Annotated in this window: 16 protein-coding genes; 10 read left to right on the top strand and 6 right to left on the bottom strand. The window is 58.4% G+C overall.

What is annotated here, in order from left to right; translation table 11 throughout:
- The first annotated feature begins 138 nt into the window (after window positions 1–138).
- The 3 genes from BXA01_RS03315 to BXA01_RS03325 all read left to right on the top strand — a co-directional run bounded on the left by BXA01_RS03315 (window position 139) and on the right by BXA01_RS03325 (window position 2,966).
- Entirely contained in the window at window positions 139–357 is a 219-nt protein-coding gene (locus BXA01_RS03315) for a DUF2970 domain-containing protein (protein ID WP_041478699.1), read from the top strand.
- Between the two features lie 472 nt (window positions 358–829).
- A complete protein-coding gene (locus tag BXA01_RS03320) occupies window positions 830–2,488 on the top strand; it encodes a nitrite/sulfite reductase (RefSeq protein ID WP_076563204.1) in 1,659 nt (552 codons plus the stop codon).
- Entirely contained in the window at window positions 2,472–2,966 is a 495-nt protein-coding gene (locus BXA01_RS03325; RefSeq protein WP_041478697.1) for a DUF934 domain-containing protein, read from the top strand. Before BXA01_RS03320 ends, BXA01_RS03325 begins: the two co-directional genes overlap by 17 nt.
- A 65-nt stretch (window positions 2,967–3,031) precedes the next feature.
- Here BXA01_RS03325 and sohB read toward each other — a convergent pair whose 3' ends face one another.
- Window positions 3,032–4,063, bottom strand: a complete 1,032-nt coding sequence (gene sohB / locus BXA01_RS03330) for a protease SohB (RefSeq protein WP_016774479.1) — start codon at window positions 4,061–4,063, stop codon at window positions 3,032–3,034.
- Between the two features lie 204 nt (window positions 4,064–4,267).
- Between sohB and BXA01_RS03335 the strand changes: the two genes are divergently transcribed.
- Window positions 4,268–4,978: a histidine phosphatase family protein gene (locus BXA01_RS03335; RefSeq protein WP_041478696.1), complete on the top strand. Its 711-nt coding sequence runs from the start codon at window positions 4,268–4,270 to the stop codon at window positions 4,976–4,978.
- A gap of 63 nt (window positions 4,979–5,041) precedes the next feature.
- Window positions 5,042–5,359, top strand: coding sequence for an SCP2 sterol-binding domain-containing protein (locus BXA01_RS03340; protein WP_076563205.1), 318 nt, complete (start codon window positions 5,042–5,044; stop codon window positions 5,357–5,359).
- 105 nt (window positions 5,360–5,464) lie between these two features.
- On the opposite strand, the gene BXA01_RS03345 is transcribed toward BXA01_RS03340, so the two are convergent.
- Window positions 5,465–5,959, bottom strand: coding sequence for an RES family NAD+ phosphorylase (locus BXA01_RS03345; protein ID WP_076563206.1), 495 nt, complete (start codon window positions 5,957–5,959; stop codon window positions 5,465–5,467).
- A complete protein-coding gene (locus tag BXA01_RS03350; RefSeq protein ID WP_076563207.1) occupies window positions 5,956–6,432 on the bottom strand; it encodes an MbcA/ParS/Xre antitoxin family protein in 477 nt (158 codons plus the stop codon). Before BXA01_RS03350 ends, BXA01_RS03345 begins: the two co-directional genes overlap by 4 nt.
- A 350-nt stretch (window positions 6,433–6,782) precedes the next feature.
- On the opposite strand from BXA01_RS03350, the gene BXA01_RS03355 reads away from it, so the two are divergent.
- The 3 genes from BXA01_RS03355 to BXA01_RS03365 all read left to right on the top strand — a co-directional run bounded on the left by BXA01_RS03355 (window position 6,783) and on the right by BXA01_RS03365 (window position 9,976).
- Window positions 6,783–7,646 (top strand): LysR family transcriptional regulator, encoded by an 864-nt coding sequence (locus BXA01_RS03355; RefSeq protein WP_056785192.1) that lies wholly within the window; start codon window positions 6,783–6,785, stop codon window positions 7,644–7,646.
- A gap of 111 nt (window positions 7,647–7,757) precedes the next feature.
- Entirely contained in the window at window positions 7,758–8,903 is a 1,146-nt protein-coding gene (locus BXA01_RS03360) for a sterol desaturase/SRPBCC family protein (protein WP_076563208.1), read from the top strand.
- The gene (locus BXA01_RS03365) at window positions 8,900–9,976 is read left to right on the top strand and encodes an SMP-30/gluconolactonase/LRE family protein (RefSeq protein ID WP_076563209.1); all 1,077 of its coding nucleotides are present in this window, start codon (window positions 8,900–8,902) and stop codon (window positions 9,974–9,976) included. The genes BXA01_RS03360 and BXA01_RS03365 overlap by 4 nt, the downstream gene beginning before the upstream one ends.
- Window positions 9,977–10,107: 131 nt before the next feature.
- Here the strand turns inward: BXA01_RS03365 and BXA01_RS27070 are convergent, their stop codons facing one another.
- Window positions 10,108–10,272 carry a hypothetical protein gene (locus BXA01_RS27070; RefSeq protein WP_016774471.1) on the bottom strand — a complete coding sequence of 55 codons (165 nt, stop codon included), beginning with the start codon at window positions 10,270–10,272 and terminating at the stop codon, window positions 10,108–10,110.
- Window positions 10,273–10,371: 99 nt separating this feature from the next.
- A complete protein-coding gene (locus BXA01_RS03370) occupies window positions 10,372–10,626 on the bottom strand; it encodes a DUF465 domain-containing protein (RefSeq protein WP_041478686.1) in 255 nt (84 codons plus the stop codon).
- 204 nt (window positions 10,627–10,830) lie between these two features.
- On the opposite strand from BXA01_RS03370, the gene BXA01_RS03375 reads away from it, so the two are divergent.
- A complete protein-coding gene (locus tag BXA01_RS03375; protein ID WP_056785185.1) occupies window positions 10,831–11,352 on the top strand; it encodes a DUF4142 domain-containing protein in 522 nt (173 codons plus the stop codon).
- Window positions 11,353–11,408: 56 nt separating this feature from the next.
- Here the strand turns inward: BXA01_RS03375 and BXA01_RS03380 are convergent, their stop codons facing one another.
- Complete coding sequence (locus BXA01_RS03380; RefSeq protein WP_038862096.1) at window positions 11,409–11,672, bottom strand: hypothetical protein; 264 nt, start codon at window positions 11,670–11,672, stop codon at window positions 11,409–11,411.
- A 261-nt stretch (window positions 11,673–11,933) separates the two neighbouring features.
- Between BXA01_RS03380 and BXA01_RS03385 the strand changes: the two genes are divergently transcribed.
- The gene (locus BXA01_RS03385; protein WP_041478684.1) at window positions 11,934–12,785 is read left to right on the top strand and encodes an STAS domain-containing protein; all 852 of its coding nucleotides are present in this window, start codon (window positions 11,934–11,936) and stop codon (window positions 12,783–12,785) included.
- The last annotated feature ends 2 nt before the right edge of the window (window positions 12,786–12,787 follow it).

Here is a 12,787-nt window from a genome sequence, read left to right on the forward strand (position 1 = left end):
AGCGGTCAGCAAACCATGTCGCGTTAGTGCTTCTGCGTTATCCGGGTATCGCTCAAACTTGTCCGGGCTGCTTCGATGGCATCCCGGCCCCAGCGGATTGGCTATGCTTCAGGAGGATGACTTTTAGCAGAGAGATTTATGGACGATCCAATCGACAACAAACCGCCGAGTTTCTGGCAGATGCTGCACAGCGTCATGGCGGCGGCTTTCGGGGTGCAGAGCGGCAAGAACCGGGAAAGGGATTTTACCCACGGCAAACCCAGTCACTTTGTGATTCTCGGCGTTTTGTTCACGGCGGTGTTCGGCCTGACGCTGTTTGCCATCGTCAAGCTGGTGTTGTATCTGGCCGGGGTGTGATGGCACTGAACAGGTATCTGCTGCAGGTTATCCGGGCCTTGGGACAACGGCCCGGAAGCGCGGATGTCACTGGTGACTGACCCAGAAGACCGCTGTTCCTACAACGAGAATGATCAGGAACAAAATGGCCCACGCGTCGACACTGCTGTCGCTTTTCCTGGCTTTGGTCGGGTTGCTCATTGCATCGCCTCTTGTCGGTTTTATCGGTGATTGCACAAAGACTCGATCACAGTTAAGACGATGATTGTCCGCACGACAAATGTGGGTTAGGTGACCGGCATTCGCGTTAGGCGATTTGGTTCTTTACATATACTCAAACATCACTTTTGCGCATAACTGCAAACGGGTATATTGCCCCGGCTCCGTGACGGAGTGCGCGGCCGTGCGCGCAGAATTGCAGAGGCAATATCGGACTCCAGCAAGCGAAAACGCAGCGTTTTCCGAGAAGCCCAAGCCTGAGAACAGGACTTATATGTACGTATACGACGAGTACGATCAGCGGATCATCGAGGACCGCGTCAAGCAGTTCCGTGATCAGACCCGACGCTATCTGGCAGGTGAGCTGAGCGAAGAAGAATTCCGCCCCCTGCGCCTGCAAAATGGCCTGTATATCCAGCGTTTCGCGCCGATGTTGCGCGTGGCCGTGCCTTACGGCCAGCTGACTTCGCGCCAGGTGCGCATGATGGCGAAGATCGCCCGCGACTACGACAAGGGCTATGCCCACATCAGTACGCGGCAGAACGTGCAGTTCAACTGGCCGGCGGTTGAAGACATCCCGGACATCCTCGCTGAACTCGCGACCGTGCAGATGCACGCCATCCAGACCAGCGGCAACTGCCTGCGCAACGTCACCACCGACCAGTTTGCCGGCGTCGCCGCCGATGAAGTGATCGACCCGCGTCCATGGTGCGAAATCGTCCGTCAGTGGACCACGTTCCACCCGGAATTCGCCTACCTGCCGCGCAAATTCAAGATCGCCGTCAACGGTTCGACCAGTGACCGCGCTGCCATTGAAGTCCACGATATCGGTCTGGAACCTGTCCATAACGCTGCTGGCGAGCTCGGCTTCCGCGTGCTGGTCGGCGGTGGCCTCGGTCGTACGCCGGTGGTTGGCGCATTCATCAATGAATTCTTGCCGTGGCAAGACCTGCTGAGCTATCTCGACGCCATCCTGCGGGTGTACAACCGCTACGGCCGTCGCGACAACAAATACAAGGCGCGGATCAAGATCCTCGTCAAGGCGCTCACGCCTGAAGTGTTCGCGCAGAAAGTCGATGCGGAAATGGAGCACCTGCGCGGTGGCCAGACCACGCTGACCGAGGCTGAACTGCATCGCGTCGCCAAGCATTTCGTCGACCCGGACTACAAAACCCTCGACAACCAGACTACGCAACTGGCCGATCTGGACCAAGAGCATCCCGGTTTCGCCCGCTGGCGCAGCCGCAACACCCTGGCGCACAAAAAGCCGGGCTATGTCGCTGTGACGCTGTCGTTGAAGCCGACCGGCGTTGCCCCGGGCGACATTACCGACAAGCAGCTTGACGCCGTCGCCGATCTGGCCGACCGCTACAGTTTCGGTCAACTGCGCACCTCCCACGAGCAGAACATCATTCTTGCCGATGTCGAGCAGAGCCAGTTGTTCACCCTGTGGGGCGAGTTGCGTGAAGGCGGTTTTGCCACGCCGAACATCGGCCTGCTGACTGACATCATCTGCTGCCCCGGTGGTGACTTCTGCTCGCTGGCCAACGCCAAGTCGATTCCGATTGCCGAATCGATCCAGCGTCGCTTCGACGATCTGGACTACCTGTTCGACATCGGCGAGCTGGACCTGAACATCTCCGGTTGCATGAACGCCTGTGGTCACCACCACGTTGGCCACATCGGCATTCTCGGCGTGGACAAGAAAGGCGAAGAGTTCTATCAGGTCTCCCTCGGCGGCAGCGCCAGCCGTGATGCGAGCCTGGGCAAGATCCTCGGCCCGTCCTTCGCACAGGAAGCCATGCCTGACGTGATCTCCAAGCTGATCGACGTGTACGTTGAACAACGCACCGAAGACGAGCGCTTCATCGACACTTATCAGCGTATTGGCATCGACCTCTTCAAGGAACGCGTCTATGCAGCGAATCATTAAGAACAACGAAGTCGTCGACGAAACCTGGCACCTGTTGCCGAAGGATTTCAATATCGATGAAATCAGCAACTGCGACGATCTGATCGTGCCGCTGCAGCTGTGGCGCGAGCACAGCCGCATGCTCAAGGCCCGCGACGGCGGTCTGGGCGTGTGGCTGGATGCTGACGAGGAAGCCGAAGAAATCGGTGAAGACGTCGGTGAGTTTCAAGTGATCGCGCTGAATTTCCCGGCGTTCACCGATGGCCGCAGTTACTCCAATGCCCGTCTGCTGCGTGACCGTTATGGTTTCAAAGGCGAGCTGCGCGCGATTGGCGACGTGCTGCGGGACCAGCTGTTCTACATGCACCGCTGTGGCTTCGACGCTTTTGCCATTCGCGCGGATAAAGACCCGTACGAAGCACTGGAAGGTCTGAAGGACTTCTCGGTGACCTACCAGGCCGCCAGTGACGAACCGCTGCCGCTGTTCCGTCGGCGCTAAGCCAGCGGGTTTATTGCGGACAAAAAAACGCCGGTCATTGACCGGCGTTTTTTTATGCCTGGTGTTTACCAGAAGCGTTGCTGAGTGAGGCGACTCCACCAGCTCAACAGCACGCGGTCTACCGAACCGCTGGCGGCCATGCCGATGCGTTCCTGCAAGCTTTTGCGCTCGGCGTAGTGCAGATGATAGACCTCCGCCTGTTTGGCTTTCTGCGCCAGGTATTCGTCGCTAGTCTTGAGCTCGTCCACCAGTTGGTTTTCCAGCGCAGCGATACCGAGCCACACCTCACCGGTCGCCACCTCATCGATCGCCAGTTGCGGGCGATAACGGGCGACGAAGTTTTTGAACAAGCGATGGGTGATGTCGAGGTCTTCCTGGAACTTCTCGCGGCCCTTTTCGGTGTTTTCGCCAAACACGGTAAGTGTGCGTTTGTATTCACCTGCGGTCAGCACTTCAAAGTCGATGTCGTGCTTTTTCAGCAGGCGATTGACGTTAGGCAATTGCGCGACCACGCCGATCGAACCGAGGATGGCGAAGGGTGCACTGATGATCTTGTCGCCGATGCAGGCCATCATGTAACCGCCACTGGCTGCGACCTTGTCGATACAAACTGTCAGTGGCACGCCCGCATCACGGATTCGCGCAAGTTGAGACGACGCCAGACCGTAGCTGTGCACCATGCCGCCGCCACTTTCCAGACGCAGGACTACTTCGTCCTTCGGCGTGGCCAGGGTCAGCAGTGCGGTGATCTCGTGGCGCAGGCTCTCGGTGGCGGAAGCCTTGATATCGCCGTCGAAGTCGAGCACGAACACCCGGGATTTGGTCTCAGGCTTGTTCTTTTGCTTCTTCGCGCTTTTTTCCGTTTTCGCTTCGCCCTTGCGCAGCGCTTTGAGCTGATCCTTGTCGAGCAAGGTCTGCTCAAGGCGTTCACGCAGCCCCTTGTAGAAATCGTTGAGCTTGCTGACCTGCAACTGGCCCGCCGATTTGCGCCGGCCCTTGCTGCGCAACGCAGCGAAACTGGCCAGCACCACGAGAATGGCGATCACCAGCGTGACGGTCTTGGCCAGGAAGCTGGCGTATTCGGTGAAAAAATCCACAGAGACTCCTCAAAGCAATGCGTGACGGTGTATTACACGCGGAATGGCTCCAGCATACCCATGCGTCGGCTCGTCGGCCAGCCGTGAAACCTCTGGCAACACGCCTGTAACGGGCATTTCAAACAAGCGTATGTTTTTTCATTGACAGCCTTACGCCATCCTCATAACCTCGCCTGACCTTCAACGTACCGGGACGACGCGGACGTGGGCAGCATCTACTTGATACGACATGGCCAAGCCTCCTTTGGTGCAGACGATTACGACGTGCTGTCGCCGACCGGTGTGCGTCAGGCAGAAATCCTCGGCCAGCACCTCGCCGACCTTGGTATCAGCTTCGATCGTTGCCTTGCCGGTGATCTGCGCCGCCAACAGCACACCGCCAGCAGTGCACTGGAGCAATTCAGCGCCAGAGGCCTGCCGGTTCCAGTCCTTGAAACCGATTCCGCTTTCAACGAATTCGATGCCGATGCGGTGATCCGCGCCCTGCTCCCGGCCATGCTGCCGGAAGAACCGGAGGCCCTCGACATCCTGCGCAACGCCGCGCAAAACCGTGGTGAATTCCAGCGCATCTTCGCCCTGATCGTCGAGCGCTGGCTCGCCGGCACCTACGACACACCCGGACTGGAAAGCTGGCTGGGTTTCGTCGAGCGGGTTCAGGCCGGTTTGCACCGCATCCTAGACCTGGCGGAAAAGAACCAGAAAATCGCCGTGTTCACCTCCGGCGGCACCATCACTGCCCTGCTCCATCTGATTACGCAAATGCCTGCCAGACAGGCCTTTGAATTGAACTGGCAAATCGTCAACACCTCGCTCAACCAACTGAAGTTTCGTGGTCGCGAGGTGGCCCTGGCTTCCTTCAACAGTCACGCACACCTGCAACTGCTGAAGGCCCCGGAACTCATCACTTTTCGCTGAGTCCGGCTTACTGTGACCCTGGCTGTAACCACCCAGCTCCCATGACCAAGAAAGGATCGAACCATGACCTCCGTAGCTGATGCCGTAAAAGCAATGCAAGCCAAGTTCAACCCAGCCGCCGCTGCCGGTCTGGATCTGGTCTTCGGTTTCAACATCACCGACGAAGACAAGCAATACGCACTGATCGTCAAAGACGGCACCTGCAACATTCAGGAAGGCGAAAACCCGGACGCCAACTGCACGCTGGTGCTGGACAGCCAGACCCTGAAAGACATCGTCAGCGGCGAAACCGACGGCATGCAGGCCTTCATGGGCGGCAAGCTGCGCGTTGAAGGCGACATGATGCTGTCGATGAAACTGTCCGAGCTGTTCCCTTCGTAAGAAGCAGCCTGGTTCAAACAAATCCCGCCCTTCTGGCGGGATTTGTCGTTCATGCAAGGGGATCAGCGCAGGCCTCGGCTTCGCTCTCCGTTCGCGTAGGTACGATCAACCCTCCTGCAACAACCGCGTATCCAGCCCAAACCGCTCTTGCGAAACCATCCTGAACTGACCCTCCGCCAGATCGCAACTCACCAGCAAATTCCACGAGTGTCGGGTGGCCACCGAAGGCACCAGAATAAATGGATGTTCATCCAACAGTGCATCGGCAAACTTTCGCTGGTTGGGTGAGGTTTTGATCGGGGTGAGCCAATGCGGATTGGGCACATCTTCCGGTTGCACGATTCTGACGCTGGCGTCGTGGGTGATTTCAAAACAGGTCAATACATAGGGCTCCTGATCAAGTGCATCGAAGCTGCCATGGGCGGCCACCTCCAGTATCGCCGTGGAGGGGTCGACCGACGCATAAACGACTCTGCGGCCGGGCGTATTCCAGCGACCGCCGTCCCGTTTCGACCCCAGGCCGCTGTCCCAGGTCTCGCTGTACACCTCGCGATCCAGCCGCCACGCGTACCAGCGATCATCCCAGGGCAAGGGATTCATTGATAAACCCCGTATTTGATCTGGTTCAGATACTCCTCCACCATCCTGAAGCCCAACGCATTTCCAACCAGATCGAGCGGCACATAACCGTAGAAGTAAGTAGCGCGTTGCTGCAGCCATGATTCGGCCTTGGCCTGACGCCCGAATACTTCGATGGCCAGTTCCAGCGCAGCGGCATATTGGTAGGCAATGATGCTCTGCGGCGTGTCCAGGCGCACCGACGCGCCTTCCTTGAGCAGACGTCGCACGGTTCTCACAGATTTGCCGGTGATACGTTTGACCATCTCTCCCTGTTGGTACAGCTCGCAGGTTGCGATCATGTTGACCACATCGAGCAGCTCAAATCCTTCGCTTGTGCAGCGCAGGATGAGCATCGGGTCGTCGCCGGTGTCCTGCCCACGCAAAAGCAGTTCCAGAGGCTTGCCCTCGAGCTTCCTCAAGCCCGTGAGCCGGGGCGCTTTGACGGTCGGCATGGCGACGTCCTCCGAGGGGCATCTCGCGCGGTCGTCGCGCCAGTAATGGCGAGGCGAGTAAGCAGGTGTATGGCTTTCAATCAGTGGGATTCGCATAGTCCATCCTTTGTCCAGGTCCAGAGCGATCTGTGCGCTCGATGACTTCAATGTCAGGACTGATCCTATAGATCCGGCGTCCGACGACCAACCTGAAAAAGTCGTCAGAAATATCCCCTCATCTGATCAAAACGTTCCTGTTTCCGTAGGACTTAAACGCAATTTTCAGCGGTTCAATCCGTTGTTGCTTTCAAGTTGGGGAGAGGGACTTTTGACTTACAATGCGCCCCACCTTCAGATATCGGCCCCGCCCCATGGACATCGACCTCGCCCGCACTTTCCTCGAAATCGTCCGCCACGGCAGTCTTGCCGCCGCCGCGCAGAAGTTGTTCGTCACGCAAACGGCGATCACCGCACGGGTGCAGAAACTCGAGGGCCAGCTGGGCAGCACGCTGTTCGTGCGCAATCGCGCCGGGGCGAAGTTGACGGCTAATGGCGAAGCGTTCGTGGTGTACGCCAATCAACTGGTACAGACCTGGGAAGCCGCGCGCCGCGACTTGCCGCTGCCCGAGGGTTATCACAACGTTCTGCACATCGGTGGCGAGGTCAGCCTGTGCAACCCTTTGATGCTCAGTTGGGCGGCGGAGCTGCGCGAGAAAATTCCCGGGCACGCTCTGCGCATGGAGATTCGCGACGGCGAGAATCTGCTGCGCCAGCTTGAGCTCGGTGTGCTTGATGCAGCGCTGGTTTATCAACCGGAATACTGGCCGGGATTGCAGGTCGAGCAAGTGCTGGAGGAAAAACTGATTCTGGTGCGCGCGCCCGAGCGTCCGGAGCCTTACGTCTACATCGATTGGGGACCGGACTTTCGTCGTCAGCACGACGCCGCCCTGCCGGAAAAAGCCAAAGCCGCGCTGAGCTTCAACCTTGGCCCGCTGGCCCTGCAATACATCCTCGAGCATGGCGGCAGCGGCTATTTCCGCACCCGGGTCGTGCGCACTTATCTGGAGACCGGCGCGCTGGAAGCCGTCACCAAAGCGCCGGAATTCGGTTATCCGACCTATCTGGTGTATTCCCGTGATCGCGACTCGGCCGTGCTGCAACAGGCCTTCGATCTGTTGCGCGAAGTGATCCGCACCGATGACGACTGGTCGCAACGCTGGAATCCGTTGAGCTGACGGACAGCTTCAGTCCAGAGCATGGCGCTTAAGGCCGCAAGGTTCGCCCTGCACAAGTCAGCGGATCGGCTAATCTGCCGGGTATAACAACAATACCCGCAGGTGAAAGCGTTGAGGCAGACCACCGAGGCATTCCGCAGCCGCTACCGTGCGGCCATTCATCCTTTATACAACCCGTGGTTGCATGGCGCGTTCGTGTTGCTGTTCGGCGTTTTCGCCGTCGCTGCGTTCTGGCGCACGGTGCATTCAGTGAGCTGGCTGGAATGGCTGACCGTGCCGCTGAGCCTGTTGTTGTTCAACTTCGGCGTGTACATGGTCCATCGTCATCTGGGCCATCACAAAAAAGCTTTCGCAAAGATGTTCTATGCACGGCATGCCGGCGATCATCACAGTTTCTTCACCCCCGGCCACATGACCTACGACAGCGCGCGGGACTGGCGAGTGATTCTGTTTCCAGCCTGGCTGATCGTCATTCATACGCTATTGATCACCCTGCCCCTCTGGTGGCTGCTCGCGCAGGTCAACGCCAATGTCGCCGGGCTGTTTGCCGGGTGCATGGTGCTCGGTTATTTGCTCTATGAGGTATTCCATGCCTGTGAACATCTGCCACCGCAAAATCCGTTGACCCGCTTGCCATGGATCCGCCAGATGCGCGGTCTGCACGAATTGCATCACCGCCGCGAGCGCATGCAGGAGCGTAATTTCAACATCGTTCTGCCCTTGATGGACTACCTGTTCGGCACGCTGTACCGCGAGCCGGAACCCGCCCCTCTGAGTTATTCGAAAATGCCCATGACGCGCATGCAGCACCAGATCGATATCGCCGGCGAACCGGTCGCCGTGCTGGCTTATGCCGCCAGCGTCAGTCATTGGCCGGACTGGCATCCCTCCTCATTGAAGATTGACGGTCCGCACGGTCCACTGCATGCCGGTGCGCGTTTCGAAGAGGACATCCATGCCGGCGGACGTGCCGGCCACTTGCGCTGGGAAGTCACTGAATACCTGCCGGGCCGGCGCTGGTGCGCACGCGCGCAAAGTGATCAGGGCCTCTCCCTGCGTTTGACTTACGAGTGCTCGGCGGAGGCTGGCGGCACGCGTTTCGTGCGCACGCTGGAATATCGCTTTGACCGTTTGCTCATGCGTCTCGCCAATCGCCTGCTGCTCAGGCGGCGTATCGAGCGCGAGTCTGCCGCGTCCATGCTTGCCCTGCGCGACACGACCGCGCAGTACATCGGCGCGGCGAGGGCCAGCGCGTGAAATTACGTTATGTGCTGTGCCTGCTGATCGCTCTGGTCATCGCCTTCTTATTGTTGCTGCCAACCAAAGTCGAACCGGTAGCATGGACACCATCACCGGCGCCCTCGCTGAAAGAAGGCATCTACGCGGACAACCAGCGCCTCAAAGCTGTGGTGAAGGTCGGGCCGAGCGACATCGAAGGGCCTGAGGCGTTGCTGCTGGAAGACGAATTCCTCATCACCGGATTGCATGACGGCCGGCTGATCCGCAGCAGCCTCGACGGCACGCAGCGCAAGGTCCTGGCCGACACCGGTGGCCGTCCATTGGGCCTGGCGCGTCATCCGAACGGCATGCTGGTGATCGCCGATGCGATCAAGGGTTTGCTGTCGCTGGATGCACAAGGCCGCGTGATCCCCTTGACCACCGAGGCCAACGGCGTGCCATTTGGATTTACCGATGATGTGGCGGTCGACAAGTCAGGCCACTACGCCTACTTCAGCGATGCCTCGAGCCGCTGGGGCTATGGCCATGACGGTGAGGCGATCATTGAACACGGCGCCGACGGACGTCTGCTGCGCTACGACTTTCAAACCGGCAAGACCAGCGTCTTGCTCGACAAGTTGCAGTTCGCCAATGGCGTTACTCTTGGTCCGGACGAAGCCTATGTGCTGGTCAATGAAACCGGCGCTTATCGCATCAGCCGCTACTGGCTGAGCGGGCCGAAGGCCGGTACCCATGATGTGTTCATTGACAACTTGCCGGGGCTTCCGGACAACCTCTCGTTCAATGGCAGCAATCGCTTTTGGGTAGCGCTGTATGCGCCGCGCAATGCCTTGCTCGACGGCACGGCTGAACATCCGTTTTTGCGCAAGATGATCGTGCGGGCTTTGACGGTTTTGCCCAAGCCTGTCGAAAAGCGCGGGTTTGTACTAGGACTGGATCTGGACGGCAAGGTGATTGCCAATCTGCAGGACGCGAGCGAAGGCAATTATTCGCCGATTACCACGGTGCGCGAGTATGGGCAGTGGTTGTATTTCGGCTCGTTGAAGGCCATGCATATGGGGCGAATGGGGTTGGATGCGGCGCTGAAGTAAAACAGCAAAATTTTCGCAGTATGGACCGACGCTATCGCTGGCAAGCCAGCTCCCACAGTGTCCGTGTGAACTCCAAATATGTGTTCACCAGATGAACCTGTGGGAGCTGGCTTGCCAGCGATAGCGGTCTGTCAGTTGCCGGACCGGTCGAACTTCTCCGGATCTTCATCCTCCGGCAGTTCCTTCACGGTTTTTTCCGGATGCGCAGTGGTATGCGCCGGGCTGTTCGGTTCAGGACGGGTAGGTATCGGGTCGAAACCACCCTGCTCTTCACTGGGGAATTTGGGGTCGTTCATAAGGCACCTCGCAACGAGTCGATGGTTTGCAGACTCTGCACATTGGAGGTGCCATTGGCCGTAGCCGTTCCCTTCAAAAAATGACCACGGGTCGGGGGACTACTGTCCCGTCAGCGGCTGCCCGGCGAGTTGAGCAACGATCTGTTCCTTGACGATCACGCGCTTCTCTTTGAGCTTTTTCAATTCGTCGTCAGTGGGGGCGTCTGACTGGGCGTTCTCGGCTTCGACCACGGCTTTATCCACGTCGAAATACTTGTTGAGCAGCGAATCCAGCTTCGGATCCTCGGAGCGTTTCTGCTCGATCTCTTCCTTCTTGCAGCCCAGGTCCTGATACAGATCATGTGAAACCGGCATGAAACACCTCCATCAAATTGATCGACAACCAGCGCGACCGATGCGCTGACTCTTTATCAGCATGGCCTTGCGCAATGGCTTCTGTCGACACCCCGTCAGACCAGCGGTTGCCGTTCGTCGCCCTCTCGTAAATGCGATAAAACCTTTGGCTTGTGCCTTCGCTCCATTGGATAACGCTCACAAAAACCTGCGTGGAGATACCCAATGGACGGATTCAACCTGCGTCATCTCGCTCTGGCTGTTGCACTGTCTGCCGGCATGGGCAGCGCCTTTGCCGCGACCGACAACGACTTTGTCGACAATGCCGCCGCTGGTGGCATCGCCGAAATCGAAACCAGCAAGCTGGCACTGGAAAAAAGCCAGTCAGCCGACATCAAAGCCTTCGCTAACCAAATGATCGCTGATCACACCAAGGCCAATGAAGAGCTGAAGAAGATCGCGACCACCAATGACATCGAAGTCCCTGACGACACCACCCTGGTCAAGCAGGCCAAGGAAAAGATTCTCGACATGCGCGATGAATCCTTCGATGCGGCCTACGCCAACAACCAGGTCAAGGCTCACGAAGAAACCATCGAGCTGTTCAAGAAACAGGCGAACACCGTGACCGATGACAAGGCCAAAGGCGCCACTGAACTGAAAGCGTTCGCGCAGAAGATGCTGCCAGCGCTGGAAAAACACCTGGCCCACGCCAAAGAGCTGCAAGCCAAACATCCGAGCAAGTAACCGCCCGGCAATAAAAAGGCCGCATCCTTCGATGCGGCCTTTCTGCGTTTCAGCGATCAACCGCCATCGGTGTCGATATCGGCGTCGGTGCTCTCGCCCGGTTCAGGACGGTCCGGGTCAGGCTTGAAGCCGGGGCTGAAGTCGTTGCTGTTGTCATTGTGATGCTGCTTCTGATCGACCTCGGCAGCCGCGCTGTCCGCCTGTCCTTGTTCAGCCGGCGCGGGGGTATTTTGTCCCGGTGTCTGCGGGTCGATGGCCGGGTCGTTGCGGTTAATTGACTCTGAGGACTGATTTTGCTGTTGCGGCGCTTGCTCGTTCATATCCACCTCATTCATAGTCCTGCCTCCTTCTTCCAGCACGACTGGAAAACGTTGGGCATGCAGATTCGAAGCCTGACGCCGCAGATTCGTTCAAAAGATCGTTACCTGTTGCTACGCCGATTAGAGTTAGCGGGGCGTTCAAACGCGGCAGGCAGAAAAATCCAGCGTCAGACGAACAACTATTTCAAGCGGCAAATGTCAGTCAATTCGCGCCGCTCATTTCGCCGAGCCGGCCCCTACACGTAACGGAGCGACACGCACATGGCAGCACTGCAGAACAGCACAGTTGAAGCAATCAAGAACAACCAGACTCAGCTGTTGAGCGAGTGGACCAAACGCCTCGAAGCCAGCGGCGCCACGCGCAATCTCAAGGAACACGACCTCGCGCAGCAAACCCGCGACTTGCTCGGCCTGCTGCTGGCCGGTCTGGAAAACGGCAACGGCAGCAAGATTGCCGCCGCAGGCTGGGAAGACACCCGTCAGTTCCTTGAAAAGCTGTCGCAGAGCCGCGCCCTGCTCGGCCAGGATTCCCAGCAAACCGCCAACTTCATCTTCGCCTTGAAAGGTCCGCTGTTCGCCCTGCTGCAAAACCATTATCAGGACCAGCCGGCACTGCTCGCCGAGCAACTGCTGGAAGTTTCCGAACTGCTCGACACGGTCGGCATGCACACCATCGGCACCTTCCAGAAATCCCGCGAAGCGGTGATCAAGCGTCAGCAGGAAGAATTGCTGGAACTGTCGACTCCGGTGGTCAAGCTGTGGGATGGCGTCCTCGCCCTGCCAATGATCGGCACCCTCGATTCGCAACGCACCCAGGTAGTCATGGAATCGCTGCTGCAACGCATCGTCGACACCGGTTCGGAAATCGCCATCATCGACATCACCGGCGTGCCAACCGTCGACACCCTGGTCGCCCAGCACTTGCTGAAAACCGTGACCGCGATCCGCCTGATGGGCGCTGACTGCATCATCAGCGGCGTGCGTCCACAGATTGCCCAAACCATCGTTCACCTGGGTCTGGATCTGCAAGGCGTAGTGACCAAGGCCAACTTGGCTGACGCATTGAAACTGGCCCTGACCCGCTTGGGTGTCAGCCTCGTCAAGACGGCTTGACC

It is taken from the genome of Pseudomonas sp. B10 (genome assembly GCF_900156235.1).
Classification (GTDB): domain Bacteria; phylum Pseudomonadota; class Gammaproteobacteria; order Pseudomonadales; family Pseudomonadaceae; genus Aquipseudomonas; species Aquipseudomonas siliginis.

Excerpts from the sequence above, each read along its gene's own strand:
- BXA01_RS03315 (WP_041478699.1), top strand. The coding sequence starts at position 139 with ATGGACGATCCAATCGACAACAAACCGCCGAGTTTCTGGCAGATGCTG.
- BXA01_RS03375 (WP_056785185.1), top strand. The coding sequence starts at position 10,831 with ATGGACGGATTCAACCTGCGTCATCTCGCTCTGGCTGTTGCACTGTCT.
- BXA01_RS03325 (WP_041478697.1), top strand. The coding sequence starts at position 2,472 with ATGCAGCGAATCATTAAGAACAACGAAGTCGTCGACGAAACCTGGCAC.
- BXA01_RS03345 (WP_076563206.1), bottom strand. The coding sequence starts at position 5,959 with ATGAATCCCTTGCCCTGGGATGATCGCTGGTACGCGTGGCGGCTGGAT.
- BXA01_RS03355 (WP_056785192.1), top strand. The coding sequence starts at position 6,783 with ATGGACATCGACCTCGCCCGCACTTTCCTCGAAATCGTCCGCCACGGC.
- BXA01_RS03380 (WP_038862096.1), bottom strand. The coding sequence starts at position 11,672 with ATGAACGAGCAAGCGCCGCAACAGCAAAATCAGTCCTCAGAGTCAATT.
- BXA01_RS03385 (WP_041478684.1), top strand. The coding sequence starts at position 11,934 with ATGGCAGCACTGCAGAACAGCACAGTTGAAGCAATCAAGAACAACCAG.
- BXA01_RS03320 (WP_076563204.1), top strand. The coding sequence starts at position 830 with ATGTACGTATACGACGAGTACGATCAGCGGATCATCGAGGACCGCGTC.
- BXA01_RS03340 (WP_076563205.1), top strand. The coding sequence starts at position 5,042 with ATGACCTCCGTAGCTGATGCCGTAAAAGCAATGCAAGCCAAGTTCAAC.
- BXA01_RS27070 (WP_016774471.1), bottom strand. The coding sequence starts at position 10,272 with ATGAACGACCCCAAATTCCCCAGTGAAGAGCAGGGTGGTTTCGACCCG.
- BXA01_RS03350 (WP_076563207.1), bottom strand. The coding sequence starts at position 6,432 with ATGCCGACCGTCAAAGCGCCCCGGCTCACGGGCTTGAGGAAGCTCGAG.
- BXA01_RS03370 (WP_041478686.1), bottom strand. The coding sequence starts at position 10,626 with ATGCCGGTTTCACATGATCTGTATCAGGACCTGGGCTGCAAGAAGGAA.